31 protein-coding genes are annotated in these 25,422 nt (G+C 68.1%); 25 read left to right on the top strand and 6 right to left on the bottom strand.

The genetic code is table 11. The features are described 5' to 3' along the window. Window positions 1–127: 127 nt before the first annotated feature. The 5 genes from AC6CR5_RS21345 to AC6CR5_RS21325 are packed head-to-tail and all read right to left on the bottom strand — an operon-like array spanning window position 128 to window position 4,423. On the bottom strand, window positions 128–1,117 hold the full coding sequence (locus AC6CR5_RS21345; protein WP_498084925.1) for a 5-oxoprolinase subunit C family protein: 990 nt from the start codon (window positions 1,115–1,117) through the stop codon (window positions 128–130). Beyond that, entirely contained in the window at window positions 1,107–1,982 is an 876-nt protein-coding gene (locus AC6CR5_RS21340; RefSeq protein WP_498084924.1) for a 5-oxoprolinase subunit B family protein, read from the bottom strand. The genes AC6CR5_RS21345 and AC6CR5_RS21340 overlap by 11 nt, the downstream gene beginning before the upstream one ends. Next, entirely contained in the window at window positions 1,979–3,367 is a 1,389-nt protein-coding gene (locus AC6CR5_RS21335; protein ID WP_498084923.1) for an acetyl-CoA carboxylase biotin carboxylase subunit, read from the bottom strand. The genes AC6CR5_RS21340 and AC6CR5_RS21335 overlap by 4 nt, the downstream gene beginning before the upstream one ends. A 3-nt stretch (window positions 3,368–3,370) precedes the next feature. After that, the gene (locus AC6CR5_RS21330) at window positions 3,371–3,613 is read right to left on the bottom strand and encodes an acetyl-CoA carboxylase (RefSeq protein WP_006388078.1); all 243 of its coding nucleotides are present in this window, start codon (window positions 3,611–3,613) and stop codon (window positions 3,371–3,373) included. Window positions 3,614–3,652: 39 nt separating this feature from the next. After that, a complete protein-coding gene (locus tag AC6CR5_RS21325) occupies window positions 3,653–4,423 on the bottom strand; it encodes a 5-oxoprolinase subunit PxpA (RefSeq protein ID WP_006388077.1) in 771 nt (256 codons plus the stop codon). A 258-nt stretch (window positions 4,424–4,681) separates the two neighbouring features. Here AC6CR5_RS21325 and AC6CR5_RS21320 point away from each other — a divergent pair, with 258 nt between their 5' ends. Next, on the top strand, window positions 4,682–5,599 hold the full coding sequence (locus AC6CR5_RS21320) for a LysR family transcriptional regulator (RefSeq protein WP_006388076.1): 918 nt from the start codon (window positions 4,682–4,684) through the stop codon (window positions 5,597–5,599). A 128-nt stretch (window positions 5,600–5,727) separates the two neighbouring features. After that, window positions 5,728–6,369, top strand: a complete 642-nt coding sequence (locus tag AC6CR5_RS21315; protein WP_006388075.1) for an OmpW/AlkL family protein — start codon at window positions 5,728–5,730, stop codon at window positions 6,367–6,369. Window positions 6,370–6,386: 17 nt separating this feature from the next. On the opposite strand, the gene AC6CR5_RS21310 is transcribed toward AC6CR5_RS21315, so the two are convergent. Continuing rightward, on the bottom strand, window positions 6,387–7,259 hold the full coding sequence (locus AC6CR5_RS21310) for a LysR family transcriptional regulator (protein WP_054482339.1): 873 nt from the start codon (window positions 7,257–7,259) through the stop codon (window positions 6,387–6,389). 65 nt (window positions 7,260–7,324) lie between these two features. Here AC6CR5_RS21310 and AC6CR5_RS21305 point away from each other — a divergent pair, with 65 nt between their 5' ends. From AC6CR5_RS21305 to tatA, 23 genes are all read left to right on the top strand, one after another. Beyond that, the gene (locus tag AC6CR5_RS21305) at window positions 7,325–8,551 is read left to right on the top strand and encodes a YbfB/YjiJ family MFS transporter (protein WP_498084922.1); all 1,227 of its coding nucleotides are present in this window, start codon (window positions 7,325–7,327) and stop codon (window positions 8,549–8,551) included. A gap of 13 nt (window positions 8,552–8,564) precedes the next feature. Beyond that, complete coding sequence (locus AC6CR5_RS21300) at window positions 8,565–9,542, top strand: Bug family tripartite tricarboxylate transporter substrate binding protein (RefSeq protein WP_026383371.1); 978 nt, start codon at window positions 8,565–8,567, stop codon at window positions 9,540–9,542. Window positions 9,543–9,561: 19 nt separating this feature from the next. Beyond that, the gene (locus AC6CR5_RS21295; protein WP_024067428.1) at window positions 9,562–10,623 is read left to right on the top strand and encodes an NAD(P)H-dependent flavin oxidoreductase; all 1,062 of its coding nucleotides are present in this window, start codon (window positions 9,562–9,564) and stop codon (window positions 10,621–10,623) included. A 285-nt stretch (window positions 10,624–10,908) separates the two neighbouring features. Continuing rightward, complete coding sequence (locus AC6CR5_RS21290; RefSeq protein WP_006388069.1) at window positions 10,909–11,745, top strand: ABC transporter ATP-binding protein; 837 nt, start codon at window positions 10,909–10,911, stop codon at window positions 11,743–11,745. Further along, entirely contained in the window at window positions 11,742–12,530 is a 789-nt protein-coding gene (gene mlaE, locus AC6CR5_RS21285) for a lipid asymmetry maintenance ABC transporter permease subunit MlaE (RefSeq protein WP_006388068.1), read from the top strand. The genes AC6CR5_RS21290 and mlaE overlap by 4 nt, the downstream gene beginning before the upstream one ends. Before the next feature lie 13 nt (window positions 12,531–12,543). Then, window positions 12,544–13,044 (top strand): outer membrane lipid asymmetry maintenance protein MlaD, encoded by a 501-nt coding sequence (gene mlaD / locus AC6CR5_RS21280; RefSeq protein WP_006388067.1) that lies wholly within the window; start codon window positions 12,544–12,546, stop codon window positions 13,042–13,044. Window positions 13,045–13,128: 84 nt separating this feature from the next. After that, window positions 13,129–13,938 carry an MlaA family lipoprotein gene (locus AC6CR5_RS21275; RefSeq protein WP_024067427.1) on the top strand — a complete coding sequence of 270 codons (810 nt, stop codon included), beginning with the start codon at window positions 13,129–13,131 and terminating at the stop codon, window positions 13,936–13,938. A gap of 38 nt (window positions 13,939–13,976) precedes the next feature. Beyond that, window positions 13,977–14,606, top strand: a complete 630-nt coding sequence (locus AC6CR5_RS21270) for an MlaC/ttg2D family ABC transporter substrate-binding protein (protein ID WP_024067426.1) — start codon at window positions 13,977–13,979, stop codon at window positions 14,604–14,606. Window positions 14,607–14,781: 175 nt separating this feature from the next. Beyond that, on the top strand, window positions 14,782–15,579 hold the full coding sequence (locus AC6CR5_RS21265; RefSeq protein WP_020925613.1) for an ABC transporter ATP-binding protein: 798 nt from the start codon (window positions 14,782–14,784) through the stop codon (window positions 15,577–15,579). Then, window positions 15,576–16,388: an ABC transporter permease gene (locus AC6CR5_RS21260; RefSeq protein ID WP_026383374.1), complete on the top strand. Its 813-nt coding sequence runs from the start codon at window positions 15,576–15,578 to the stop codon at window positions 16,386–16,388. Before AC6CR5_RS21265 ends, AC6CR5_RS21260 begins: the two co-directional genes overlap by 4 nt. A gap of 5 nt (window positions 16,389–16,393) precedes the next feature. Continuing rightward, window positions 16,394–16,639, top strand: coding sequence for a BolA family protein (locus AC6CR5_RS21255; RefSeq protein WP_006388061.1), 246 nt, complete (start codon window positions 16,394–16,396; stop codon window positions 16,637–16,639). A 2-nt stretch (window positions 16,640–16,641) separates the two neighbouring features. Next, a complete protein-coding gene (murA, locus tag AC6CR5_RS21250; protein ID WP_026383375.1) occupies window positions 16,642–17,922 on the top strand; it encodes a UDP-N-acetylglucosamine 1-carboxyvinyltransferase in 1,281 nt (426 codons plus the stop codon). Then, window positions 17,919–18,593, top strand: a complete 675-nt coding sequence (gene hisG / locus AC6CR5_RS21245; protein ID WP_020925616.1) for an ATP phosphoribosyltransferase — start codon at window positions 17,919–17,921, stop codon at window positions 18,591–18,593. The genes murA and hisG overlap by 4 nt, the downstream gene beginning before the upstream one ends. 45 nt (window positions 18,594–18,638) lie before the next feature. Further along, the gene (hisD, locus tag AC6CR5_RS21240) at window positions 18,639–19,943 is read left to right on the top strand and encodes a histidinol dehydrogenase (RefSeq protein ID WP_020925617.1); all 1,305 of its coding nucleotides are present in this window, start codon (window positions 18,639–18,641) and stop codon (window positions 19,941–19,943) included. Next, complete coding sequence (hisC, locus tag AC6CR5_RS21235) at window positions 19,940–21,031, top strand: histidinol-phosphate transaminase (RefSeq protein WP_047992450.1); 1,092 nt, start codon at window positions 19,940–19,942, stop codon at window positions 21,029–21,031. Before hisD ends, hisC begins: the two co-directional genes overlap by 4 nt. Window positions 21,032–21,044: 13 nt before the next feature. Further along, on the top strand, window positions 21,045–21,632 hold the full coding sequence (gene hisB / locus AC6CR5_RS21230; protein WP_006388056.1) for an imidazoleglycerol-phosphate dehydratase HisB: 588 nt from the start codon (window positions 21,045–21,047) through the stop codon (window positions 21,630–21,632). 37 nt (window positions 21,633–21,669) lie between these two features. Continuing rightward, complete coding sequence (hisH, locus tag AC6CR5_RS21225) at window positions 21,670–22,368, top strand: imidazole glycerol phosphate synthase subunit HisH (RefSeq protein WP_047992449.1); 699 nt, start codon at window positions 21,670–21,672, stop codon at window positions 22,366–22,368. A gap of 68 nt (window positions 22,369–22,436) precedes the next feature. After that, the gene (gene hisA / locus AC6CR5_RS21220; RefSeq protein ID WP_006388054.1) at window positions 22,437–23,177 is read left to right on the top strand and encodes a 1-(5-phosphoribosyl)-5-[(5-phosphoribosylamino)methylideneamino]imidazole-4-carboxamide isomerase; all 741 of its coding nucleotides are present in this window, start codon (window positions 22,437–22,439) and stop codon (window positions 23,175–23,177) included. Next, window positions 23,174–23,992: an imidazole glycerol phosphate synthase subunit HisF gene (gene hisF, locus AC6CR5_RS21215; protein ID WP_006388053.1), complete on the top strand. Its 819-nt coding sequence runs from the start codon at window positions 23,174–23,176 to the stop codon at window positions 23,990–23,992. The genes hisA and hisF overlap by 4 nt, the downstream gene beginning before the upstream one ends. Window positions 23,993–23,994: 2 nt before the next feature. Then, window positions 23,995–24,399, top strand: a complete 405-nt coding sequence (gene hisI / locus AC6CR5_RS21210; protein WP_006388052.1) for a phosphoribosyl-AMP cyclohydrolase — start codon at window positions 23,995–23,997, stop codon at window positions 24,397–24,399. After that, window positions 24,396–24,746 (top strand): phosphoribosyl-ATP diphosphatase, encoded by a 351-nt coding sequence (locus AC6CR5_RS21205; RefSeq protein ID WP_498084921.1) that lies wholly within the window; start codon window positions 24,396–24,398, stop codon window positions 24,744–24,746. The genes hisI and AC6CR5_RS21205 overlap by 4 nt, the downstream gene beginning before the upstream one ends. A gap of 15 nt (window positions 24,747–24,761) precedes the next feature. Continuing rightward, a complete protein-coding gene (locus tag AC6CR5_RS21200) occupies window positions 24,762–25,130 on the top strand; it encodes a histidine triad nucleotide-binding protein (RefSeq protein WP_020925620.1) in 369 nt (122 codons plus the stop codon). 14 nt (window positions 25,131–25,144) lie between these two features. Continuing rightward, the gene (gene tatA / locus AC6CR5_RS21195; RefSeq protein WP_006388049.1) at window positions 25,145–25,372 is read left to right on the top strand and encodes a Sec-independent protein translocase subunit TatA; all 228 of its coding nucleotides are present in this window, start codon (window positions 25,145–25,147) and stop codon (window positions 25,370–25,372) included. The last annotated feature ends 50 nt before the right edge of the window (window positions 25,373–25,422 follow it).

Raw genomic sequence — 25,422 nt, 5'->3', positions numbered from 1 at the left:
CCGCGGAATGCGGACGGGTACGGCGTGCAGCGTGTGAAACTCGAATGCACAGGCGCGAGCGCGCCCGTCCGGCCCGTCGGAACGGGCCGGAGGGAAAGCAGCAATCAAGGGGAAAGCGCGGCGCGGATCAGCCCAGGGCGGCGCGCAGCCGCTCGAGGCGGGCGCGGTAGTCCTTGCGGGCCTGCAAGGCCGTCTCCAGCGTGACCCGCTCGAAGCGGGCCTGCTGGTTGGGCTGCATCTGGCCGACCTTGTCGAGGTCCGCGCTGATCACGGTGCCGATCATGGCGTAGCCGCCGCCGGACACGGCGTCGCGGTGCAGGATGATGGGCTCGACCCCGGCCGGCACCTGGATCGATCCGATGGGATAGCAGGCGTCGACGATGTTGGACGGATCGGCGCCCGCGCCGAACGGTTGCTCGCGCGGCTGGAACTTCAGGGCGCGGCCTTTCTTGTAGCGGTAGCCGATGCGGTCGGCCTCCGAGGTCACGCTCCAGGCGTCCTCGTAGAACGAGGCGGCCGATTCCGGCATCAGGCGATGGTCGTACAGGCCCGGCACCACGCGCAGCACCTGTTCCTTGGGACACTCGCTGGCGAGCGCCGCCGGTAGCGCGCGGCCGACCCGCGTCCCGGGGCGCGGCGCGCCCACGCGCAGGCGGTCGCCGGCCTGCAGGCGGCGGCCCTCGAAGCCGCCGATGGCGCCCAGCGCGTAGGTCGAGCGGCTGCCCAGCACCTCGGGCACGTCGATGCCGCCGGCGATCGCCAGGCAGGCGCGCGCGCCGGCCTGCACGAAATCAAACGACAGCCTGGCGCCGGCCGGCACCGCCAGCGCGGTGTTGCAGGCCTGCGCCTGACCATCGATCTTCGGCGTCATGGTTGCACCGGTGACGGCGATCACCGCCGCGCGCGTGAAGCGCAGTTCGGGCCCCATCAGCGTGCATTCCAGCACCGCCGCGTCCTCGGGGTTGCCCACCAGCAGGTTGGCCGCGGCCAGCGCGTACTGGTCCAGCGCGCCCGAAGGCGGAATGCCCAGATGGTAGTAGCCCTGGCGGCCACGATCCTGGACCGACGTCGCCAGCCCGGGCTTGATCACTTCGATGAGCGGTTCGTCATGCGACATGGAGCGTCTCCAGAAGGCGGGCGTTGTACTGTTCGGGTGCCGCCATGAATTCGGACAGCGAGAACGACACGGGACGGATGTCGAGCTGGAAGGTGCCGGCCTCGACCTCGGTCACCGCGGCGTCGTACTCGGCGCGGCTGATCGGCTTGAACTTGACGATGTCCCCGGGACGGAAGAACACCATCGAGTCGCGCAGGTGCGCCTGGCGCTGCGCGGGCTCGAAGATCGGCGCGGGCGTCACGCCGAACATCTGGTAGCCGCCCGCGCCGCGCACGGAATAGATGCAGGCGAAGCAACCGCCATGTCCCACCGTGTGCCTGGGCGTGTCGGTGCGCGGCCGCAGGTACTTGGGCACTTCGAGCTGGCGTTCGCGCTCGACCATCTGGAACATGAACGGCAGCCCGGCGACGAAGCCGACCATCGACACGAACCACGGCGCGCTGGAATGCGCGGCGATGAATGCATCGGTATCGGCAAAGCCGTTGATGCGCGCGGCGTATTCCAGGTCGGTAGAATCCGGGTCCTGGTGGCGCTCGCGAAAGCGCATCAGCGTCTCGTGGGTCCAGGGATCGTTGTAGAGCACCGGCACCTGGATGACGCGGGTGTCTAGCCGCAGGTTGTCCAGGTCGATGCCGGCCTCGATCTCGCGCAGGATGGCCAGCATGGATTCGGGCGAGACCTGCTCGGGGTCGTAGCGGATCTGGTACGAGGCGTTGGCCGGGCAGATCTCGGTGACGCCGGGCACGGCGCGTTCGCGCAGCGCGCGCGTGATCGCCATGCCCTTGAAGAACGCGGCCAGCGACATCGATTCGCTGATCTCGGCGAAGATGAATTCATCGCCGCCATGGGTGTAGCGCACCGTCATTGGGTCCCCTCCCGCTGCTGCATCCAGCTTTCCAGATAGTTGGTGTGATAGTCGCCTGCCAGCACGCCCGCATCGGCCACCAGGGCGCGATGCAGGGCCAGCGTCGACGGCACGCCTTCGAATTCGGTTTCGTCCAGCGCGCGCGCCATGCGCGCCAGCGCGGCGTCGCGGCTCTCGTCCCACACGATCAGCTTGGCCAGCAGCGAATCGTAGTAGGGCGGCACCACGCTGCCGGCATACACCATCGAGTCGATGCGCACGCCCGGCCCGGCCGGCCAGCGCACGTGCGACACGGTGCCGGGACCGGGCGCGAAGTTGCGCGCCGGATCTTCGGCGTTCAGGCGGCACTCGATCGCGGCGCCGCGCATGACGATGTCGGATTGCTTCAAGCGCAGCGGTTCGCCGTCGGCGATGCGCAGCATCTCGCGCACCAGGTCGATGCCGGTGATCGCCTCGGTGATCGGATGTTCGACCTGGATGCGCGTGTTCATCTCGATGAAGTAGAACTCGCCGCGGGTCTCGTCGTACAGGTATTCCAGCGTGCCGGCGCCGCGATAGCCCACCGATTCGGTCAGGCGCAGCGCGGAATCGCACAGCGCCTGGCGTAGCGCGGGGCTCAGCGCCGGTGACGGCGCTTCCTCGAACACCTTCTGGCGGCGGCGCTGCAGCGAGCACTCGCGCTCGAACAAATGCACCGCGCGTTCGCCGTCGCCCAATACCTGCACCTCGATATGGCGGGCGCGCGGCAGGTAGCGTTCCAGGTAGACGCCGCCGTCGCCGAATGCGGCGCGCGCCTCGGCCTGCGCCATCGGGATGGCCTCACGCAGCTGCGCTTCGTCGGCCGCCACGCGGATGCCACGGCCGCCGCCGCCGGCGGACGCCTTGATCATCAACGGATAGCCGATCTGCGCCGCGTGGCTCAGGGCCTCGTCCAGCGACCCGACCACGCCCTCGCTGCCCGGCACGGTGGGCACGCCCGCCGCCTTGGCGCAGGCGCGCGCCGCGGCCTTGTCGCCCATGCTGCGGATGGTGTGGGCGTCGGGTCCGACGAACACCAGGCCGGCGTCGGTCACGGCCTGCGAGAAGTCGGCGTTCTCGGCCAGGAAGCCATAGCCGGGATGGATCGCGTGGGCGCCGCTGTCGCGCGCCGCCGCCAGCAGGGCGTCGGCATTGAGATAGCTGCGGGTGGCGTGGGCCGGACCGATATGCACCGCCGAGTCCGCCAGGCGCACCGCCAGGGCGTCGCGATCGGCGTCGCTGTAGACCGCCACCGTGCGCATGCCCAGCTCGCGCGCGGCGCGGATCACGCGCAGCGCGATCTCGCCGCGGTTGGCGACCAGCAGGGTGTGGATGCGGCGCGGCCGGTAGAAGGAATGCACGCCCATGCCTCAGCCCTCGATCCGCAGCAGGGCCTGGCCGGGTTCGACCGGGTCGCCATCGGCCACCAGGATCTCGGCGACCACGCCGCCGACCTCGGCCTCGATCTGGTTGAACTGCTTCATCACCTCGACGATGCCGACCACGTCGCCGGGCTTGATGGTGGCGCCCACTTCGACGAACGGCGCCGCATCAGGACTGGGACGGCGGTAGAAGGTGCCGGGCAGGGGGCTCTGGATCTCTTGCTGCGACATGGGGTTTTCTCCTTGGAATGTATGGGAATGATGGGCGGATCAGGACAACTGCGGCGGCGCGATGCGGATGCCGTGCGCCTCCAGGCGGGCGCGGGTGGCCTGCACCAGGCCGAGCGCGCCGGGCGTATCGCTGTGGATGCAGACGGAATCGAAGCCGATCGGGATGTCGCGGCCGTCGACGGTGCGCACCTTGCCGTCGGTACACGCCCGCAGCACCTTGTCGGCCACCTGCTCCGGATCCAGCGCCTGGGTGTAGCGCGTGAACACGATCGAGCCGCTGGCGTCGTAGTCGCGGTCGGCATAGAACTCGCGCACCACCGGCAGGCCCAGCTCGCGCGCCACTTTGCAGGTCAGCGAGTTCTCCATGCAGTACAGCATCAGCGTCGGCTCCAGGTCGCGCAACGTCTGCACCAGCCGGCGCGACAGGGTTTCGTCGCGCGCGGCGCGCATGTACAGCGCGCCATGCGGCTTGACGTGCTGCAGGCGCAGGCCATAGAGGCGGGCGAATTCGCGCAGCGCGCCGACCTGGTAGACGATGTCGTTGACCAGGCCCTCGGCGTTCTCGTTCAGGTCGCGGCGGCCGAAGCCGACCAGGTCGCGAAAGCCGGGATGGGCGCCGATGCCGATGCCGTGCTCGCGCGCCATGACCACGGTGCGGTTCATGATGTTGGGGTCGCCGGCATGAAAGCCGGTGGCGATGTTGGCCGAACTGATCAGCGGCATGATGGCGTCGTCCACGTCATCGCCGATTTTCCAGGAACCAAAGCCTTCGCCCATGTCGGAGTTCAGGTCTATCGTCGCCTTGCTCATGAAACAGGATCTCCTTCCATTCGCGGGCCGGTGGCCCGCGCAATGCCTGCACAGTAGCGAAGCGTCCAAGGGATAAAAAGTTCTTTTTTTGGATCAATGGTTATCTGAATTTCTGATGCCGCGCATTGCGCACCAAATCAGGGCGGTTGCTGAATTCCCATGAAATTTCAGGGATTTCCCTGAGATTCCGCGCACCCCGATGGCGCGGATAAACAGATATTCTGGTGGCTTACTATCAATTAATCAGATATTGCCGCCATGTCGCTCACCCTCCGGCAGCTCAAATATTTCGTCGCGGCCGCCGAACTCGGACAGATCTCGCAGGCGGCGATCCAGTTGGCGATCTCGCAGTCGGCCGTCACCACCGCCATCCGTGAACTCGAAGAGATCGTCGGCTCGCCGCTGTTCCAGCGCAGCGCCAGCGGCGTGGCGCTGACCGAAACCGGACGCGGCTTTCTCAACCATGCCTACAACATCCTGTCGTCGGTCGACGAGGCGCTGCGCATGCCCAGCGCCGACGGGCGAGAGAGCGGCCGCCTGCTGCTGGCGGCGTCGTACACCGTGATCGGCTACTTCCTGCCCTACCACCTGCAGCGCCTGTCGCAGCTCTATCCCAACCTGGACATCCAGCTGCACGAGCTCAACCGCAACGCCATCGAGGAAGGCCTGATCGCGCACCGCTACGACATGGCGGTGCTGCTGACCTCGAACGTGGTGAACCCGGAACTGGCGGTCGAACACTTCTTCGGTTCGCCGCGGCGGCTGTGGGTGCCGGCGCGTCATCCGCTGCTGGCGCGCGATACCGTCACGCTGGAAGACGTGGCGCACGAGCCGTTCATCATGCTCACGGTCGACGAGGCCGCGCACACCGCGCTGCGCTACTGGAGCGAAACGCCATTCCGCCCCGACGTGCGCCTGCGCACCTCGTCGGTGGAGGCGGTGCGCAGCATGGTGGCCAATGGCGGCGGCGTGGCGGTGCTGTCGGACATGGTCTATCGCCCGTGGTCGCTGGAAGGGCGCCGCATCGAGACCATCCAGTTGAAGGATCCGATCCCGCCGATGAACGTGGGGTTGGCGTGGCGCAAGGGCGCGGACATCACGGGTCCGATGCGCGCGGTGCGCGACTATTTCCGCCACGCCTATGCGGTGCCGCGTGGCACCGATACCTTGCGTTGAGTCCGATTGACGCGTAACTGTGGCGCTGCAACCACGCGCCGTGTCGCGGCTTGATACACGTCAAGACCGGCTTTTCCCGCCTCTGCGAACCTGAATGCCTACATTCACGCAATACACGGAGAGAGGAAATGTTCGCGATGTATCGGCGCACCCGCGCTCTTGCCCTGGCCTCGGCCTGCGGCGCCACCCTGATGCTTGCCGCCCCCGCGCAGGCCCACGAAGCCGGCGACATCCTGTTCCGCGTCGGCGCGACGCAGGTTCGCCCCTCGTCCAACAACGGCTCCGTGCTCGATGGCAGCGTCAAGCTCGACGTCAACAACAACGTGCGTCCCAGCTTCACGCTGGCGTACATGGCCACGCGCAACATCGGCATCGAACTGCTGGGCGCCTGGCCCTTCGAGCACGACGTGCGCGGCAGCGGCCTGGGCAAGATCGGCTCCAGCAAGCAATTGCCGCCCACGCTCAGCCTGCAATGGCACATCCTGCCCGACAGCATGGTCCAGCCCTACATCGGCGTCGGCATCAACTACACCAAGTTCTTCGACACCAAGGCCGAAGGCGCGCTCAAGGGTTCCGACCTGAAGCTGGGCGATTCCTGGGGCGTGGCCGCGCAACTGGGCGCGGACATCAAGATCAGCGAACGCTGGTTCATGAACGCCGACATCCGCTACATCGACATCAAGTCCAAGGTGAAGCTGAACGGCGAACACATCGGCACCGCGCGCATCAATCCCTGGGTCGCCACGCTGGGCGTCGGCTACCGCTTCTGATCTTGCCGCGCCACCGGCTACTGGCGCCGCTGCGCCAGTAGCCGCTGCAACGCCTGCAATGCAGGCGTTTCGTCGTCCGCGCGCCAGACCAACCGCGTCTGCGCCCGGCCATGCTTGCCGGACAGCGGCGTCACGCGCAACGACGGCTCCGCCCCCAGCAGCGCCAGCACCGAACGCGGCACGATCGCCACGCCCGACCCCGCGGCCACGCACGCGACGATGGCGTGGTACGACGCGAATTCCATCACCTTGTCCGGGGCCACGCCTTCCTGGCCGAACCAGGCCTCCAGGATGCGGCGGTACGAACAGCCCGCCGCGAACGCAATGACGCTGCGATCGCCGACGTCCTTGGGGCCGTGGATTTCCGGCCAGGCCAGCGGCGAGATCAGCGCCAGCTCTTCGTCGAACGCCGGCTGCTGCGCCAGCCCCTGGGCCTCGAAAGGCTGTGCCACGAAAGCGGCCTCGATCTCATAGTTGCGCACTTTGGCGGCCAGCGCGCCGGACGTGCCCGTCACCAGTTCGATGCGCACCTGCGGCCAGGCCGCGTGATACGCCGCCAGGATCGGCGGCAACCGCGCCGCGGCCGTGCTTTCCATGGTGCCGATGCGCAGCAGGCCTTGCGGCGCGCCATCGCGCACGGCCGCCTGGGCCTCGGCCGACAGGCGCAGCAACCGGTCCGCATACGACAACAGCACGCGTCCCTGCTCGGACAGCACCAGGCGGCGGTTCTGGCGCCGGAACAACGGCGCCTCCAGCGTGGCTTCCAGCTGCTTCAGGCGCGTCGAGACATTGGACTGCACCCGGTTCAGGTGGGCCGCCGCGCGCGCCACGCCGCCATGGTCCGCCACCGCCTTGAAGATCTGCAGCGCGTCGAGATCCAAGTTTCTCATTTCAAGAACTTATATTCTTAATAATTCACTATTCAAGATATTAGTACAGCCGTAGAGTGGGAGCCATGTCAATAGCCACCCACCCCGATACCGCCCCTCCCCGCGGCGCCCTCGGCCTGGCCCTGCCGGCCGCGCTGGCGCTGGCCGCGGCGATGGGCATCGGCCGCTTCGCCTTCACGCCCGTGTGGCCGTTGATGGCGCAGGAGGCCGGGCTGTCGCTGGCGCAGGGCAGTTGGCTGGCCTCGGCCAATTACGCCGGCTACCTGCTGGGCGCGTTGGCCGCGGCCCTGCGGCCGCCGCGCCATCCGCGCGCCATGCTGGCCGTGAGCCTGCTCGCCGTGGCGCTGCTGACGCTGGCGATGCCGTGGTTCCATGGCGTCCTGGCCTGGAGCCTGCTGCGGCTGGCGGCGGGGTACGGCAGCGCCAGCGCCTTCATCTGCGTGGCCGCTTCACGCGCCGTCGGACCGGGCGATCCCCGCGCGCCGGCGGTGTCGGCCATTACCTACGCGGGCGTCGGCGCCGGCATCGCGCTGACCGGGCTGGCGTGCCTGGTATTGATGGCCGCGGGCGCGGACGCCAATGCCAACTGGACCGCGCTGGGCGCGCTGACCCTGGCGCTGGCGGTACTGGCCTGGCCGGGGCTGAATCGCCCCGGGCCGGCCCGCCACCTGGCCTCGGCGCCCGCGCCCGGCCGCCAGCCGCCCGGCATCGGCCGGCTGGCGCTGCACTATGGCATTTTCGGCGCGGGCTACATCATCCCGGCCACGTTCCTGCCCGCCATGGCGCGCGAGATCATCCCCGATCCGGCGGTGTTCGGCTGGGCCTGGCCGCTATTCGGCCTGGCGGCGGCGCTGTCGTGCCTGCTGGCCCCGCGCGTGGCGCAGGCACGCGACGACAAGACGGTGTGGCGCGGCGCGCAGGCGCTGATGGCGCTGGGCATGCTGGCGGTGGCGCTGTGGCACGACATCGCCGCGGTCATCGTCGCCGCGCTGCTGGTCGGTGGCACGTTCATGGTCATCACGCAGTCGGGCATGCTGGTGGCGCAGCGGCTGGCCGGCAGTGCCGCGCCACGCGCCGCGGCCGTCATGACCTCGGCCTTCGCCGCAGGCCAGATCGTGGGGCCGCTGCTGGCTTCCGGCGCCGCGCGCTGGGGCGCGACGCTGCCGCAGGTGCTGGCGGCAGGCGCGGCGCTGCTGGCGCTGTCGGCCTGGCGCTTGGGAAAAATCAGCACCGCGGGCACGAACGCTGGGCATAATGCGATCGGTTCCCAGGAACCGTCACATCAAGAATGAGGAGTCACCCAGCATGAAATCGCTACGTCCCCTGGTCGCCGCCCTGGCCGCCTTTGCCGCCCTGGGCGGTACCGCCCACGCCCAGGCCACCGACTGGCCCGCCAAGCCCATCACCATGATCGTGCCCTACGCGCCGGGCGGCTTTGCCGATACCCGCGTGCGCCTGCTGGCGCGCAAGCTGGGCGAATCGCTGGGCCAGCCGATCGTGGTCGAGAACAAGGCGGGCGCGGGCGGCGTGGTCGGCACCAACCTGATCGCCAAGGCGGCGCCCGACGGCTACACCATCGGCACGGGCAACCTGGCGCCGATGGCGGTCAACCCGTCGCTGATGAAGGACATGCCGTACAACCCGCAGAAGGACCTGGCGCCGGTCATCCTGATCGAGAACAGCCCGCTGGTGCTGAGCGTGAACAACGAACTGCCGGTCAAGACCCTGGCCGACCTGATCGCCATGGCCAAGAAGCAGCCGGGCAAGCTGTCGTTCGGCTCGTCGGGTGTGGGCGGCGCGCACCACCTGTCCGGCGAGATGTTCCGCGAGCAGGCCAAGATCGACATCGTGCACGTGCCCTACAAGGGCGGCAGCCTGGCCGCGACCGACCTGATGGGCGGCCATATCTCGATGATGTTCGAGATGGGCTACTCGGCGCTGCCGGCCATCCAGGGCCAGAAGATCCACCCGATCGCGGTGACCTCCGCCCAGCGCCTCGCGGTGCTGCCGGACGTGCCGACCATGGCCGAATCCGGCCTGCCGGGCTTCGAGTCGTACAACTGGCAGGGCATCGTCGCCCCCGCCGGCACCCCCGCGCCCATCATCGCCAAGCTCAATGCCGAGTTCAACCGCATCCTGAAGGAACCCGACGTGCAGAAGGCCATTGCCGACACCGGCAGCCAGGCCGGCGGCGGCACGCCCGAGGAATTCGGCGCGTTCATCAAGAGCGAAACGGCCAAGTGGGCGCAAGTCATCAAGGCTGGAAACATCCAGCTCCAGTAAGCCAACCAGGAGTATTCCCATGACATCCCGCCTTCTCGACCTGCTCAAGCTCGACCACCCCGTCATCCAGGCGCCCATGGCCGGCGGCGCGACGACGGTGGAGCTGGTGTCGGAGGCCTCGAAGGCGGGCGTCCTGGGGTCGCTCGGGGCGGCCTACCTGAGCCCGGAACAGATCGAGGCGGCCGCCGGCGCCATCCGCGAACGCACCGACCGGCCATTCGCCATCAACCTGTTCGCCTCCGTGCCCGAGCAACCCTTCGATGGCGATGCCAGCCGCATGCTGGACCTGCTGGCGCGCTACCACGCCCAGCTGGGCCTGCCGGCGCCCGTGGCGCCCGGGCCGCAGCCCGATCCGCTGCCCGGCCAGATCGAGGCGGTGCTGCGCCTGCGGCCCGCGGTCTTCAGCTTCACCTTCGGCCGCATGCCGGCCGACGCCCTGGCGCGCTGCCGCGAACTGGGCATCCTGACGGTCGGCACCGCCACCACCGTGCGCGAGGCCGTGGCCCTGGAACAGGACGGGGTGGATGCCGTCGTGGCCCAGGGCGCCGAGGCGGGCGGGCACCGCGGCACCTTCCTGGACGATTTCGAGCATTCGCTGATCGGCACCATGGCGCTGGTGCCGCAGGTGGCCGACGCGGTGTCGATCCCGGTGATCGCCTCCGGCGGCATCATGGACGGGCGCGGCATCGCCGCCGCGCTGGCCCTGGGCGCCAGCGCCGCACAAATGGGGACAGCCTTCCTGACCACCGACGAAGCGGGGATCGGCGACGCCTACAAGGCGGTGCTGCCGGCCTCCCGGTCGGAACAGTCGCGCGTCACCCGGGCGTTTTCCGGACGGCCGGCGCGCGGCATCGTCAATTCCTTCATGCGCGACGCCGACGAACTATCGGACGACATCCTGCCGTACCCGTTGCAGAACGCGCTGACGCGTCCCATGCGCACGGCCGGCGGCAAGGCCGGCAATATCGCCGTGCTGTCGCTGTGGGCGGGCCAGGGCGCGCCCCTCGCCCGGCGCGAAAGCACGGCCGCGCTGGTGGCGCGGCTGGCGCGCGAGACCGCCGCCGCCCGCGGTCGCGGCTGACGCCGTCCGAACGCCGGGCGCAATCCGAGGACGCGCCAAAGCGTCCCCGGATTGTTCCCGTGGGCGAAAACACTGTTCCACGGACAGCCATATCCCACTGCGGTGACAATTCATCGGGCTACAATGGCCCCTCGCCGCCGGGTGCGACCGGACTTTCCCCGTCCCCGGCATATGAGTAACAGGGCGCTTCCCGACGCAGCCCGCCTCGCTCGCGCCGGCCGGCTCCCCGCCCGCGCATGAGCGCGGCGGCAGGGCATCCGCCACCGAAACACCCGCTTGTTGCCCATGCCCGATCAAACCCGCAGCACCCCGGAATTCGCCCTGCGCCTGCAGGATGTGGCGCTAGGCTACGGTGATTTCACCGTCTTGCGCGGCATTTCCATGGAAGTGCGCTCGGGCCAGGTGGTCGCCATCATGGGCGGCTCCGGCTCCGGCAAGACCACGCTGCTGCGGGCGGCCACCGGCCAGCTCGTCGCGCAACAAGGCACCGTGCTGGCGTTCGGCCAGGACATCGCCCGGGCCACTCGGGCCGAACTGCAGTCGCTGCGCAAGCGCATGGGCGTGCTGTTCCAGCAGGGCGCGCTGTTCACCGACCTGAACGTGTTCGAGAACGTCGCCTTCCCGCTGCGCGAGCACACCCGGCTGGCCGAACCCGAGATCACCGCCCGCGTGCTGGACAAGCTCGACGCCGTCGGTCTGCGCGCCGCCGCCCACCTGAAGGTGGCCGAAATCTCCGGCGGCATGGCCCGCCGGGTGGCGCTGGCTCGCGCGGTGGTGCTGGAACCCGAACTGATCCTGTACGACGAACCCTTCGCCGGCCTCGACCCGATCTCGCTGGGCATCACCGCCCGCCTGATCCGCAGCCTGGCCGACCGCCTGGGCTGCGCCTCGGTGCTGATCACCCACGACGTGCACGAATCGTTCGCGATCGCCGACCAGGTGTACCTGGTCGGCCAGGGCCAGCTCAAGGCGGCCGGCAGCCCCGACAGCCTGTCGGCCTCGCCGGACCCCTACGTGCAGCAATTCCTGAAGGGCGAACCCGACGGCCCGGTCGCGTTCCAGTACCCCGAAACGCCGGCTTTCCAGAAGTGGCTTTCGCAACAACAAGGGCGCAAGGCATGAGCGGATCCAACAACGCCATCGGCGCGCTGGGCGGCTGGGTGCGCACCCGCATCGCCGGCGTCGGCTTCTTCACCCGTTTCTTCGGCGCCATGCTGGCGCGCAGCGGCATCGCGCTGTCGCGGCCGCGGCTGGTGTCGCAGCAAATTCATTTCATCGGCAACTACTCGCTGCTGATCATCGCCGTGTCCGGCATGTTCGTGGGCTTCGTGCTGGGCCTGCAGGGCTACTACACGCTGAACCGCTACGGCGCCGAGGAATCGCTCGGCCTGCTGGTGGCGCTGTCGCTGGTGCGTGAGCTGGGCCCGGTGGTGACCGCGCTGCTGTTCGCCGGCCGCGCCGGCACCTCGCTGACCGCCGAGATCGGCCTGATGAAGGCCGGCGAACAACTGTCGGCCATGGAAGTGATGGCGGTCGACCCGATGCGCCGGGTGCTGGTGCCGCGCCTGTGGGGCGGCATCATCGCCATGCCGATCCTGGCCGCCGTGTTCTCCATGGTGGGCATCCTGGGCGGCTGGGTGGTCGGGGTGCTGATGATCGGCGTCGACGCCGGCGCCTTCTGGTCGCAGATGCAGGGCGGCGTGGACGTCTGGAACGACGTCGTCAACGGCGTCATCAAGAGCCTGGTATTCGGCGTCACGGTGACGCTGGTGGCGCTTTACGAAGGCTGGCAGGCCAAGCCCACCCCGGAAGGCGTCGCCCGCGCCACCACCCGCACGGTCGTGGTGGGGTCGCTGGCGGTGCTGGGGCTGGACTTCCTGCTGACCGCCTTGATGTTTGGAAACTGATTACGGATCGATCATGTCTCGCGAAAAAACCGATTTCTGGGTAGGCCTGTTCGTCTTGCTGGGCGCGGCCGCGCTGGCGTTCCTGGCGTTGCGCGCCGGCAACTTGAGCACCTTTTCTTTTGCCCCCACCTATACGCTGACGGCCAATTTCGATAACGTAGGCGGCCTCAAGGTGCGCGCCCCCGTGAAAAGCGCCGGTGTGGTGGTGGGCCGGGTCGCCGGAATCTCCTTTGACGACAAGACTTTCCAGGCCGTCGTGTCGATGAACCTGGAAACCGCCTACCAGTTCCCCAAGGACTCGTCCGCGGCCATCCTGACGTCCGGCCTGCTGGGTGAACAGTACCTGGGCCTGACCCCGGGCAGCGAAGAGGACAACTTTGCCGACGGCGGCAAAATCCGCTATACCCAAAGCGCCGTCGTGCTGGAACAGCTGATCAGCAAGTTCCTGTACGGCACGGCCGAGAAGGAAGGCTCGAACGCGGGTGGCTCGCCGGAAGCGAAAGCCCCGAATTAAAGAGGATCCGTCACGCGCGGCCACATCCGCGCGCGGCGCACGCTGCAATAAGAATAGATATCTGTTGATAGGGATGCCCTGATCATGAACAAGAAAGCTCTTTCCCGAATCGCCACCGTCGCCGCCGCCGGCGCACTGATGGCCGGTTGCGCCGCGCCGCAGCAGCCGGATCCGCGCGATCCCTGGGAAGGCTTCAACCGCGGCGTCTACAAGTTCAACGACACCGTCGACCGCGCCGTCTTCAAGCCGGTGGCGCAGGCCTACACCTACGTCACGCCGGAGCCGGTGCGCAGCTGCGTGCACAACATCTTCAGCAACGTCGGCGACCTCTGGTCGGGCACCAACAGCTTCCTGCAGGGCCGCGGCCACGACTTCGTCAACACGCTCGGCCGCTTCCTGTTCAACACCACCATGGGCGTGGGCGGCTGCTTCGACGTCGCCTCGGCCAACGGCGCGCGCAAGATCCCCAACGACTTCGGCACCACGCTGGGCGTGTGGGGCTTCGGCCAGGGTCCGTACCTGGTGCTGCCGTTCTTCGGTTCGGCCAGCGTGCGCGACGGCGTCGGCCTGGTCGGCGACTGGCAGGGCCGCATGCACGGCTACATGGGCGTGAGCGCCATCGACAACGTGGCGCTGCGCAATTCGCTGTGGGGCCTGGAAGTGGTCGATACCCGCGCCAGCCTGCTCAACGCCACCGACACGGTCGACCGCGTGGCGCTCGATCCGTACAGCTTCGTGCGCGACGCCTACCTGCAGCGGCGCGCCGCCATGGTGGCCGGCCAGCGCGTGGACGACGAATCCAGCCTGCCGAACTACGAAGACGACGAGGACGAAGGCGCCGCCAGCAAGGACAAGGGCGCCGCGGCGCCAGCGCCGGTTCCCGCAACCAAGTAAGCTGTTGGATTGCGTTATCAGTACAGCAAGGAGTTTTCATGCGGTTTTCCTTTTTTTCCCTGCTCCGGCGCGTCGCCTTCTCCGGCCTGCTGGGCCTGGCGGCATCAGCCGCCGCCCAGGCGCAACCGGACGCGCACGGCGCGCCTGACCAGTTCGTGCTGGGCGCGGCCAACGAAGCGCTGGACGTCCTGAAGGCCGACGGCGCCGTCAAGGCCGGCAACACCGCGCGCATCAACCAGGTCGTCAACGAGCACATCCTGCCGTACGTCAACTTCCAGAAGACCACGCGCCTGGCCGCCGGCCGCTACTGGCGCCAGGCCACGGAGCAACAGAAGACCGCCCTGGCCGACGCCTTCCGCGGCACCCTGGTGCGCACCTACAGCGGCGCGCTGACCCGCGTCACGTCCGGCACCAAAGTCACGGCGCTGCCGTTCCGCGGCGACCCCAAGGCCGACGACGTGGTCGTGCGCACGCTCATCAGCCAGGCCAACGGCCAACCCACGGGTGTCGACTACCGCCTGGAAAAAACGCCCCAGGGCTGGAAGATCTACGACATGAACGTCGAAGGCATCTGGCTGATCGAGAACTACCGCAACCAGTTCGCCCAGCAGATCAACCAGAACGGCATCGACGGCCTGATCAAGGCGCTGAACCAGCGCAACCAGTAGGATTCCGTCCGATCCGCCTCGGCCCGGCGCGCCCTTGCGGCCCGCCGGGCCGATTGTTTTGGGGACAAATCGGGCCGCAGCGCCCCCACGCGCCCCGGGGCTATCGGCGCCTTGCGTAGCGGGGCGCTTATATAATGATCAATTCGCTCTTTTCCGGGCACCCCTCGCCGCCGTCATGTCTGCCGTCAGTCTTGAGAACGTCTCCAAAATCTACTCGCCGCGCCGCAGCGGCTGGAGCAAGCTCACCGGGCGCGCGTCCGGCGCCGGTTTCCAGGCGCTCAACGACGTCAGCCTGAATATCGAGCACGGCGAGTTCTTCGGCCTACTCGGTCCCAATGGCGCCGGCAAGACCACCCTGATTTCCATCCTGGCCGGGCTGGCGCACGCCACCAGCGGCCGCGCCACCGTCTGTGGCTACGACGTCGTGGCCGACTACAAGTCGGCGCGGCGGGCGCTGGGCGTGGTGCCGCAGGAACTGGTCTACGACCCGTTCTTCACCGTGCGCGAAACGCTGCGCATCCAGTCCGGCTATTTCGGCCTGCGCAAGAACGACGACTGGATCGACGAGATCCTGTTCAACCTGGGGCTGGCCGACAAGGCCAACTCGAACATGCGCGCGCTGTCCGGCGGCATGAAGCGCCGGGTGCTGGTGGCGCAGGCGCTGGTGCACCGCCCGCCCGTGATCGTGCTGGACGAGCCCACCGCGGGCGTGGACGTGGACCTGCGCCGCACCCTGTGGGAGTTCATCTCGCGCCTGAACAAAGCTGGCCACACCATCATGCTGACCACCCACTACCTGGAAGAAGCGGAGGCCCTGTGCGGCCGCATCGCCATGCTCAAGGGCGGCCGCATCGTGGCGCTGGACACCACCCAGGCACTGTTGGCGCGCGTCGGCGGTGTTGACCTCGAAGACGCCTTCGTGCGCATCATGCACCAGGACGACGCTTTGCAACCCGAAGAGATTTCGCAATGACGCAGCCCGCCGCCAATGCCAGCCAGCCGCTGGTGCAGCCCCGCCTGGACGCGGGTTCGGGCTTTCCGACCCTGCTGCGCAAGGAATTGCTGCGCTTCTGGAAGGTCAGCTTCCAGACCATCGCCGCGCCAGTCATCACCGCGCTGCTGTACCTGCTGGTGTTCGCCCACGTGCTGGAGGGGCGCGTCATGGTCTACGGCAGCGTGCCGTACACCGCGTTCCTGATCCCCGGGCTCATGATGATGAGCATGCTGCAGAACGCCTTCGCCAACCCGTCGTCGTCGTTGATCCAGAGCCGCATCACCGGCAACCTGGTGTTCATGCTGCTGCCGCCGCTGTCGCACCGCGACATCTTCGCCGCCTACGTGCTGGCGGCGGTGGTGCGTGGCCTGGCAGTGGGCGTGTGCGTATGGGTGGTGGCGCTGTTCTTCGTCTCGCTGGTGCCGTCCAACCCGCTGTGGCTGCTGGTGTTCGCGGTGCTGGCCTGCGGCATCATGGGCACGCTGGGCCTGATCGCCGGTCTGTGGTCCGAGAAATTCGACCAGCTGGCGGCGTTCCAGAATTTCCTCATCATGCCGGCCACCTTCCTGTCCGGCGTGTTCTATTCCATCCATACGCTCCCGCCCTTCTGGCAGGGCGTGTCGCACTGGAACCCCATCTTCTACACCATCGACGGTTTCCGCTACGGATTCTTCTCGGTGTCGGACGTCTCCCCCTGGCGCAGCCTGGCGGTGGTGACGGGGGTGTTCCTCGCGCTTTCGATCTATGCGCTGCGGCTCCTGGCCAGCGGCTACAAACTCAGGAACTGACGTCCATGCTTCCCACTCCCGCGCAAGTCCGCCAATACATCGCGGACGGCCTGCCCTGTGAACACCTCGACGTACAGGGCGACGGCTCGCATTTCGACGCGGTCATCGTCAGCGCCGCCTTCGAAGGCAAGCGCCTGATCCAGCGCCATCAACTGGTCTACGCGGCGCTGGGCGACCGCATGAAGGCCGAGATCCACGCCTTGTCGATGCGCACCCTGACCCCCGCCGAATACGCCCAGGCGGGCAAGTAACCATGGACAAACTCCGCATTACCGGCGGCGCGCGCCTGCACGGCGAAGTCACCATTTCCGGCGCCAAGAATTCGGCCCTGCCGATCCTGTGCGCCGGCCTGCTGACGGCCGATCCGCTGACCATCGCCAACGTGCCGCACCTGAACGACACCGCCACCATGCTGCGCCTCCTGGGCCGCATGGGCGTGCGCGCCGAGCGCGGCAGCGACGGCATCGTGACCCTGCAGGCCGACCGCGTCGACAGCCTCGAAGCGCCGTACGACCTGGTCAAGACCATGCGCGCGTCCATCCTGGTGCTGGGCCCGCTGGTGGCGCGCTTCGGCGAAGCCCGCGTCAGCCTGCCCGGCGGCTGCACCATCGGCCAGCGGCCGGTGGACCAGCATATCAAGGGCCTGGCGGCGCTTGGCGCCGAAATCAGCATCGAGCACGGCTTCGTGGTGGCGCGCGCCAAGCGCCTGAAGGGCGCCTCGATCCGCACCGATATGGTCACCGTCACCGGCACCGAGAACCTGCTGATGGCGGCGGTGCTGGCCGAAGGCCAGACCGTGCTGGAGAACGCCGCGCGCGAACCCGAGGTGGTGGACCTGGCCGAGCTGCTCATCAAGATGGGCGCCCGCATCCAGGGCCACGGCACCGACCGCATCGTGATCGACGGCGTCGAGCGCCTGCACGGCGCCGAGCACCGCGTGATCTCCGACCGCATCGAGGCCGGCACGTTCCTGTGCGCCGTCGGCGCGGCCGGCGGCGACATCGTGCTGCGCAACACCGACGCCGGCATCCTCGGCGCCACGCTCGACAAGCTGGCCGAGGCCGGCCTCGCTATCGAGACCGGCCCCGACTGGATTCGCGGCGCCATGTCCGCGCGCCCCAAGGCGGTGGGCTTTCGCACCCATGAATACCCCGGTTTCGCCACCGACATGCAGGCCCAGTTGATGACGCTGAACACGGTGGCCGAAGGCACGTCGGTGATCGTCGAGAACATCTTCGAGAACCGCTACATGCACGTGCAGGAACTGCGCCGCATGGGCGCGGACATCGACATCGACGGCCACACCGCGGTGGTGCGCGGCATTGCCCGCCTGTCGGGCGCGACGGTCATGGCCACCGACCTGCGGGCCTCGGCCAGCCTGGTCATCGCCGGCCTGGCCGCCGATGGCGACACGCTGGTCGACCGCATCTACCACCTGGACCGCGGCTACGACCGGATGGAAGTCAAGCTGCGCGCCCTGGGCGCCAATATCCAACGCGTTGTTGAACGCACTAGCGGCAAGGAATCGGCATGAGCAATGCCCCTCTCGCGCCCCTGACCCTGGCTCTGTCCAAGGGGCGGATCTTCGAAGAAACCATGCCTTTGCTGGCGGAAGCCGGCATCGAGGTGCCCGAGAACCCCGAAAGCTCGCGCAAGCTGATCCTGCCGACCAGCGACCCCGGCCTGCGCCTGATCATCGTGCGCGCTTCGGACGTGCCGACCTACGTGCAGTACGGCGCGGCCGACCTTGGCATCGCCGGCAAGGACGTGCTGATCGAGCACGCCGCGCAGCAGCCCGGCGGCCTGTACCAGCCGATCGACCTGAACATCGCCAAATGCCGCCTGGCCGTGGCGGTGCGCAACGGCTTCGACTACGAAGCCGCGGTGCACCAGGGCGCGCGCCTGCGCGTGGCCACCAAGTACGTGCAGTCAGCCCGTGAACACTTTGCGTCCAAGGGTGTGTACGTCGACATCATCAAGCTGTATGGTTCGATGGAACTGGCGCCGCTGGTGGGCCTGGCCGACTGCATCGTGGACCTGGTGTCCACCGGCGGCACGCTGCGCGCCAACGACCTGGTCGCGGTCGAGGACATCATGCCGATCTCCTCGCGCCTGATCGTCAACCAGGCCGCGCTCAAGACCCGCGGCGAACGCCTGCAACCGCTGCTGGACGCCTTCGAGCGCGCCGCTTCCCGCAACGCCTGACCCAGGCCGCCGCCCCACGCGGCGGCCGCCACCCGCCTGAACGCCATGGCCCTGATCAATCGTCTCGACTCCCGCGATCCCGGATTCGCGTCCGCCCTGTCCAAGCTGCTGGCCTTCGAGGCCACCGAGGACGAGTCCATCGACCGTGCCGCCGCCGGCATCCTGGCCGACGTGCGCGCCCGGGGCGACGCGGCGCTGGTGGAATACACCCAGCGCTTCGACCGCATGCCGCACGCGTCCGCGGACACGCTCGAAATTCCCAAGGCCGACTGGCATGCGGCCCTGGCCGCGCTGCCCGCCGCCCAGCGCGACGCGCTGCAGGCGGCCGCCGAGCGCGTGCGCCGCTACCACGAACGTCAGCGCGCCGAGACCTGGACCTACACCGAGGCCGACGGCACGGTGCTGGGCCAGCAGGTCACGCCGCTGGACCGCGTCGGCCTGTACGTGCCGGGCGGCAAGGCCGCGTATCCGTCGTCGGTGCTGATGAACGCCATCCCGGCCAAGGTCGCGGGCGTGCAGGAACTGGTCATGGTCACGCCCACGCCGGACGGCGCGCGCAACCCCATCGTGCTGGCCGCCGCCGCCATCAGCGGCGTCGACCGCGTGTTCGCCATCGGCGGCGCGCAGGCCGTGGGCGCGCTGGCCTACGGCACCGCCACCGTGCCGGCCGTGGACAAGATCGTCGGCCCGGGCAACGCCTACGTGGCCGCCGCCAAGCGTCGCGTGTTCGGCGTGGTCGGCATCGACATGATCGCCGGCCCCAGCGAAATCCTGGTGATCTGCGACGGCAAGACACCGGCCGACTGGATCGCCATGGACCTGTTCTCGCAGGCCGAACACGACGAACTGGCCCAATCCATCCTGCTGTGCCCGGACGCCGCCTTCATCGCCGAGGTCGAGGCCGCCATCGCCCGCCTGCTGCCGACCATGCCGCGCGCCGACATCCTGCGCACCAGCCTGGCCAACCGTGGCGCGCTGATCCAGGTGCGCGACCTGGACGAAGCCTGCCGCATCGCCAACGACATCGCCCCGGAGCACCTGGAGATCTCCACCGAGCAACCGGAAATCTGGACCGCCAGGATCCGCCACGCGGGCGCCATCTTCATGGGCCGCTTCAGCTCGGAAGCCCTGGGCGACTACTGCGCCGGCCCGAACCACGTGCTGCCCACTTCCCGCACGGCGCGCTTCTCGTCGCCGCTGGGCGTGTACGACTTCCAGAAGCGCTCCAGCCTGATCCAGGTCTCGCACCAGGGCGCCCAGACGCTCGGCCGCATCGCCGCCGAACTGGCGCTGGGCGAAGGCCTGCAGGCCCACGCCGCCAGCGCCCAGTACCGGATCGACCAGCCATGAGCGAGGTCGCCGGCCGCATCGCCGGCACCATCCGGCCCGATATCCGCGAACTGACCGCGTATCCGGTGGCGCACGCCGAAGGCTGCATCAAACTGGACGCGATGGAGTCGCCCTACGAGCTGCCCGAGGCGGTGCGCGACGACCTCGCCCGGGTGCTGCGCGATACGCCGCTGAACCGCTACCCGGCGGCCGACCTGTCCGAACTGCGCCAGGCCGTGAAGACGGCCTTCGGCGTGCCTGCCGACGCCGGCGTGCTATTCGGCAACGGCTCGGACGAACTGATCCACATCGTGGTGCAGGCCTGCTGCAATCCCGGCGAGGTGGTGCTGGCGCCGTGGCCGTCGTTCGTCTATTTCGACATGGCGGCCCGCTTCGACCACGCCCGCTTCGTCGGCGTGCCGCTGACCGACGATCTGTCCCTTGATCTTCCCGCCATGCTGGCCGCGATCCGCGAACACCAGCCCAAGGTGGTGTTCCTGGCCGTGCCCAACAATCCCACCGGCGGCGTCTGGTCGGACGCGGACATGGCCGCCATCATCGCCGCCGCCCCCGGCCTGGTGGTGGTGGACGAGGCCTACCAGCCCTTCACCGACCGCAGCTGGATGCCGCGCCTGCTGGACGCGCCCAACGTGGTGGTGATGCGCACCGTGTCCAAGATCGGCCTGGCGGGCCTGCGTTTTGGCTATCTGGCCGGCCACCCCGACTGGATCGCCGAGTTCGACAAGGTGCGCCCGCCCTACAACCTGGACGTGCTGACCCAGGCAGCGCTGCTGACGGTGCTGCGCCACAAGCCGGTGCTGGACCAACAGGCCGCCCGCCTGCGCGCCGACCGCGAACCGCTGGCCGCGGCGCTGGCGGCGCTGCCCGGCGTCAGGGTATTCCCTTCCGCGGCCAACTTCATACTCGCGCGCTTTTCCGGCAAGCTGGATGGCAACGCCGTGCATCTTGCCCTGAAACAGCGCAAAATATTGGTTCGTAACTTCTCCAACGCCCATCCGCTCCTGGCCGGCTGCCTCCGCATCTCGGTGGGCGCGCCGTCCGAGAACGCCGCTTTGCTATCGGCACTGCAAGAAATCCTGAGTGCCTAATCGAGTCCCTGACATGCGTACCGCAGAGATCACCCGCAACACCAACGAAACCCGCATCCGCGTGGCCATCAACCTGGATGGCACCGGCAAGCAGACGATCGACACGGGCGTGCCCTTCCTGGACCACATGCTGGACCAGATCGCGCGCCACGGCCTGATCGACCTCGACATCAAGGCCGAGGGCGACCTGCACATCGATGCGCATCACACGGTGGAAGACGTGGGCATCACGCTGGGCATGGCCATCGCCAAGGCGGTCGGCACCAAGGCCGGCCTGCGCCGCTACGGTCACGCCTACGTGCCGCTGGACGAGGCGCTGTCGCGCGTGGTGGTCGACTTCTCCGGCCGTCCCGGCCTGGAATACCACATCCCCTTCACCCGCTCGCACATCGGCGCCTTCGACGTCGACCTGACGCGCGAATTCTTCCAGGGCCTGGTCAACCACGCGCTGATCACCCTGCACATCGACAACCTGCGCGGCACCAACGCCCACCACCAATGCGAAACGGTCTTCAAGGCCTGTGGCCGCGCGCTGCGCATGGCCATCGAAGTCGACCCGCGCATGGGCGACGTCGTGCCCTCGACCAAGGGCGTGCTGTAAGCTGCGCGACCTCCCGCCACGCACCAGGTAAACCGAAGTGACCACTATCGCCATCGTCGACTACGGAATGGGCAACTTCCATTCCGTCGCGCGCGCGCTCAAGTACGCCGCCCCCGACGCGGACATCCGCATCTGCAACCAGCCCCATGAAATCGACGCGGCCGACCGCGTGGTGTTTCCCGGCCAGGGCGCCATGGCGGACTGCATGCGCACCCTGAATGAATCCGGCCTGCGCGAAGCGGTCGTCAAGGCCGCCCGCGCCAAGCCGCTGCTGGGCGTCTGCGTCGGCGAACAGATGCTGTTCGAGTCCAGCGAAGAGGGCGCGACCCCGTGCCTGGGGCTGTTCCCCGGCGTGGTGCGCCGCTTTGCCGGTCCGCGCTTCGCCGACCCGGTCACGGCCGACGACGCGGCCTGCGAGGCCGACACCGGCACGGCCGGCCCGGTCGATGTCCGCCCGGAGCGGTTGAAAGTCCCGCACATGGGATGGAACAAAGTGCGCCAGACGCGCTCTCACCCTATCTGGGACGGCATTCCGGACGACACGCATTTCTATTTCGTCCATAGTTATTACGCCGACCCGGCCGATACGAGCCTGACCGTTGGTGAAACCGATTATGGCGTTGCCTTTACCTGCGCGGTGGCGGCAGCTAACATTTTCGCGGTGCAGTTCCACCCCGAGAAGAGCGCCGAGCACGGTTTGCGCCTGTATCGCAATTTTGTAGACTGGCAGCCGTAAGCCACGGGCACACCGCCCTGGCTCACGCGCTCCAGCCCATTCAACCCCATATTTTCCCGCTGCCCACCATGCTGCTGATCCCCGCCATCGATCTCAAAGACGGACGCTGCGTGCGTCTGCGCCAGGGCGACCTGGACGATGCAACGGTGTTCTCCGAAGACCCCGCCTCCATGGCCTCGCAATGGCTCGACCAGGGCGCCCGCCGCCTGCATCTGGTCGACCTGAACGGCGCCGTCGCCGGCAAACCGAAGAACGAAGCACCCATCAAGGCCATCCTGGACGCCGTCGGCGACGATATCCCGGTCCAGATCGGCGGCGGCATCCGCGATCTCGACACCATCGAACGCTATCTCGACGCTGGCATCTCCTACGTCATCATCGGCACCGCCGCGGTCAAGAACCCCGGCTTCCTGCAGGACGCCTGCGGCGCCTTCCCCGGCCAGATCATCGTCGGCCTGGATGCCCGTGACGGCAAGATCGCCACCGACGGCTGGAGCAAGCTGACCCGCCACGACGTGCTCGACCTGGCCAAGAAGTTCGAGGACTACGGCTGCGAAGCCATCATCTACACCGACATCGGCCGCGACGGCATGCTGTCGGGCGTGAACGTCGAGGCTACCGTGCGCCTGGCGCAACACGTGCGCATTCCCGTGTTCGCCTCGGGCGGCATCGCCGGCATCCAGGACATCGAGGCGCTGTGCGCCGTCGAGGAAGAGGGCGTCGAAGGCGCCATCCTGGGCCGCAGCATCTACGAAGGCACGCTCAACTTCCAAGCGGCACAGGCCCGCGCCGACGAATTGGCCAAATGACCACCTCCAGCAGTACCTCCGGGGCGGGCGCGCCCGCCCAGAGCGCGCTGACCCGCCGCATCATTCCCTGCCTTGACGTCACCGCCGGCCGAGTCGTCAAGGGCGTGAACTTCGTCAACCTCGCCGACGCCGGCGACCCCGTCGAGATCGCCCGCCGCTACAACGAGCAGGGCGCCGACGAACTCACCTTCCTGGACATCACCGCCACCAGCGATGGCCGCGACCTGATCCTGCCCATCATCGAGCAGGTCGCCTCGCAGGTCTTCATTCCGCTGACGGTGGGCGGCGGCGTGCGCCAGGTGTCCGACATCCAGCGCCTGCTCAACGCCGGCGCCGACAAGATCAGCATCAACAGCGCCGCCGTGGCCAATCCGGAACTGGTGCGCGCGGCCTCCGACTACCACGGCTCGCAGTGCGTGGTGGTGGCGATCGACGCGCGCCGGGTCTCGGCCGCGGGCGAAGCGCCGCGCTGGGAAGTCTTCACCCACGGCGGCCGCAAGGCCACCGGCCTGGACGCCGTGGCCTGGGCCCGCCGCATGGCCGCCTACGGCGCCGGCGAGATCCTGCTGACCAGCATGGACCGCGACGGCACCAAGTCGGGCTTCGACCTGGAACTGACCCGCACGGTGTCGGATGCCGTGCCGGTGCCGGTCATCGCCTCCGGCGGCGTCGGCACCCTGCAGCACCTGGCCGACGGCGTCACCACCGGCCGCGCCAGCGCGGTGCTGGCCGCCAGCATCTTCCACTTCGGCCAGCACACGGTCGGTGAATGCAAGCGCTTCATGGCCGAACAAGGCATTGAAGTGAGGATATGACGATGAGCAACGAACCCAGCTGGATGGCCGACGTCGTCTTCGACGAGAACGGCCTGATCCCGGCCATCGCGCAGGACGCCGACAACGGCCAGATCATGATGGTGGCCTGGATGAACCGCGAATCGCTGGCCGAAACCGCCGCCACCGGCCGCGCCGTGTACTGGTCGCGCTCGCGCCAGCGCCTGTGGCGCAAGGGCGAGGAATCCGGCCACGTGCAGCAGGTGCACGAGCTGCGCCTGGACTGCGACGGCGACGTGGTGCTGCTCAAGGTGCACCAGGAAGGCGGCATCGCCTGCCACACGGGCCGCGCCAGCTGTTTCTACCGCCGCCTGGAAGGCCAGACCGACCAGGCCAGCTGGGTCACGGTGGACCCGGTGCTGAAAGACCCCGAACTGATCTACAAATGACCGATTCGCCCCTGAGCGCCCACGACGTGCTGGCCCGCATTGCCGCCACCCTGGATACCCGCCGCCCCGAGAACGGCGGCGATCCCAAGGCTTCCTACGCGGCCAAGCTGCTGTCCAAGGGCCCCGACGCCTTCCTCAAGAAGATTGGCGAGGAAGCCACTGAACTGGTCATGGCGGCCAAGGACGGCGTGCCCGAGCGCATCGTCAGCGAAACCGCCGACCTGTGGTTTCATTGCCTGGTCGCGCTGACGCACTTCAATCTGCGGCCCGACGACGTGCTGGCCGAACTGGCCCGCCGCGAAGGGCTGTCGGGCCTGGCCGAGAAGGCCAGCCGTCCCCAGGACTGACACGGAACCGCAAAAATGAGCGCCAACTGTATTTTCTGCAAGATCGCCGCCGGCGAGATCCCGTCCAAGAAGGTCTACGAGGACGAGGACTTTGTTGCATTCCACGATATCAACCCGGCCGCGCCGGTGCATTTATTGCTGATCCCTCGACGTCATGTCATATCCATGCAGGATATTACGGCCGAGGACGCAGGTTGGTTGGGTAGAATGATGGCATTGGCGCCGCGGCTTGCCGCTGAAAACGGTTGCACCCCGGGCCCTGATGGCGGGTTTCGCATCATGATCAATTCTGGCGTCGAAGGCGGCCAGGAAGTCCCGCATCTGCATTTCCACATCATCGGCGGTCAGCGACCCTGGAAAGGGCGCGTGGCCCCCACTGCGTAATACGGAGAACCATCATGGGTAGCTTTAGCATTTGGCATTGGTTGGTCGTTCTGGTCATCGTGGCGCTGATCTTCGGCACCAAGAAACTGCGTAACATCGGCTCGGACCTGGGCGGCGCCGTCAAGGGCTTCAAGGAAGGCATGAAGGACGCCAACGGCGACAAGCCGGCCGAACCCATCGCCCAGCAACGCGTGGCCGGCGACACCATCGACGTGCAGGCCAAGGAAAAGTCCAACTCCTGAGCGCCTGCGCGCCCCCGGGCCCGGCCTGATCCGGCCGGCCCTCATTGCCT

The sequence above is a fragment of the Achromobacter sp. EG18 genome (assembly GCF_059759395.1).
This window is presented reverse-complemented; position numbering and strand designations above follow the sequence as displayed.

Excerpts from the sequence above, each read along its gene's own strand:
- hisC (WP_047992450.1), top strand. The coding sequence starts at position 19,940 with ATGAGCGAGGTCGCCGGCCGCATCGCCGGCACCATCCGGCCCGATATC.
- hisA (WP_006388054.1), top strand. The coding sequence starts at position 22,437 with ATGCTGCTGATCCCCGCCATCGATCTCAAAGACGGACGCTGCGTGCGT.
- AC6CR5_RS21325 (WP_006388077.1), bottom strand. The coding sequence starts at position 4,423 with ATGAGCAAGGCGACGATAGACCTGAACTCCGACATGGGCGAAGGCTTT.
- AC6CR5_RS21305 (WP_498084922.1), top strand. The coding sequence starts at position 7,325 with ATGTCAATAGCCACCCACCCCGATACCGCCCCTCCCCGCGGCGCCCTC.
- hisB (WP_006388056.1), top strand. The coding sequence starts at position 21,045 with ATGCGTACCGCAGAGATCACCCGCAACACCAACGAAACCCGCATCCGC.
- hisG (WP_020925616.1), top strand. The coding sequence starts at position 17,919 with ATGAGCAATGCCCCTCTCGCGCCCCTGACCCTGGCTCTGTCCAAGGGG.
- AC6CR5_RS21265 (WP_020925613.1), top strand. The coding sequence starts at position 14,782 with ATGTCTGCCGTCAGTCTTGAGAACGTCTCCAAAATCTACTCGCCGCGC.
- AC6CR5_RS21320 (WP_006388076.1), top strand. The coding sequence starts at position 4,682 with ATGTCGCTCACCCTCCGGCAGCTCAAATATTTCGTCGCGGCCGCCGAA.
- AC6CR5_RS21330 (WP_006388078.1), bottom strand. The coding sequence starts at position 3,613 with ATGTCGCAGCAAGAGATCCAGAGCCCCCTGCCCGGCACCTTCTACCGC.
- mlaD (WP_006388067.1), top strand. The coding sequence starts at position 12,544 with ATGTCTCGCGAAAAAACCGATTTCTGGGTAGGCCTGTTCGTCTTGCTG.
- AC6CR5_RS21255 (WP_006388061.1), top strand. The coding sequence starts at position 16,394 with ATGCTTCCCACTCCCGCGCAAGTCCGCCAATACATCGCGGACGGCCTG.
- tatA (WP_006388049.1), top strand. The coding sequence starts at position 25,145 with ATGGGTAGCTTTAGCATTTGGCATTGGTTGGTCGTTCTGGTCATCGTG.
- AC6CR5_RS21205 (WP_498084921.1), top strand. The coding sequence starts at position 24,396 with ATGACCGATTCGCCCCTGAGCGCCCACGACGTGCTGGCCCGCATTGCC.
- AC6CR5_RS21260 (WP_026383374.1), top strand. The coding sequence starts at position 15,576 with ATGACGCAGCCCGCCGCCAATGCCAGCCAGCCGCTGGTGCAGCCCCGC.
- AC6CR5_RS21275 (WP_024067427.1), top strand. The coding sequence starts at position 13,129 with ATGAACAAGAAAGCTCTTTCCCGAATCGCCACCGTCGCCGCCGCCGGC.
- AC6CR5_RS21345 (WP_498084925.1), bottom strand. The coding sequence starts at position 1,117 with ATGTCGCATGACGAACCGCTCATCGAAGTGATCAAGCCCGGGCTGGCG.
- AC6CR5_RS21335 (WP_498084923.1), bottom strand. The coding sequence starts at position 3,367 with ATGGGCGTGCATTCCTTCTACCGGCCGCGCCGCATCCACACCCTGCTG.
- AC6CR5_RS21340 (WP_498084924.1), bottom strand. The coding sequence starts at position 1,982 with ATGACGGTGCGCTACACCCATGGCGGCGATGAATTCATCTTCGCCGAG.
- AC6CR5_RS21300 (WP_026383371.1), top strand. The coding sequence starts at position 8,565 with ATGAAATCGCTACGTCCCCTGGTCGCCGCCCTGGCCGCCTTTGCCGCC.
- AC6CR5_RS21290 (WP_006388069.1), top strand. The coding sequence starts at position 10,909 with ATGCCCGATCAAACCCGCAGCACCCCGGAATTCGCCCTGCGCCTGCAG.
- AC6CR5_RS21270 (WP_024067426.1), top strand. The coding sequence starts at position 13,977 with ATGCGGTTTTCCTTTTTTTCCCTGCTCCGGCGCGTCGCCTTCTCCGGC.
- AC6CR5_RS21200 (WP_020925620.1), top strand. The coding sequence starts at position 24,762 with ATGAGCGCCAACTGTATTTTCTGCAAGATCGCCGCCGGCGAGATCCCG.
- hisF (WP_006388053.1), top strand. The coding sequence starts at position 23,174 with ATGACCACCTCCAGCAGTACCTCCGGGGCGGGCGCGCCCGCCCAGAGC.
- murA (WP_026383375.1), top strand. The coding sequence starts at position 16,642 with ATGGACAAACTCCGCATTACCGGCGGCGCGCGCCTGCACGGCGAAGTC.
- AC6CR5_RS21295 (WP_024067428.1), top strand. The coding sequence starts at position 9,562 with ATGACATCCCGCCTTCTCGACCTGCTCAAGCTCGACCACCCCGTCATC.
- hisD (WP_020925617.1), top strand. The coding sequence starts at position 18,639 with ATGGCCCTGATCAATCGTCTCGACTCCCGCGATCCCGGATTCGCGTCC.
- AC6CR5_RS21315 (WP_006388075.1), top strand. The coding sequence starts at position 5,728 with ATGTTCGCGATGTATCGGCGCACCCGCGCTCTTGCCCTGGCCTCGGCC.
- hisI (WP_006388052.1), top strand. The coding sequence starts at position 23,995 with ATGAGCAACGAACCCAGCTGGATGGCCGACGTCGTCTTCGACGAGAAC.
- mlaE (WP_006388068.1), top strand. The coding sequence starts at position 11,742 with ATGAGCGGATCCAACAACGCCATCGGCGCGCTGGGCGGCTGGGTGCGC.
- AC6CR5_RS21310 (WP_054482339.1), bottom strand. The coding sequence starts at position 7,259 with ATGAGAAACTTGGATCTCGACGCGCTGCAGATCTTCAAGGCGGTGGCG.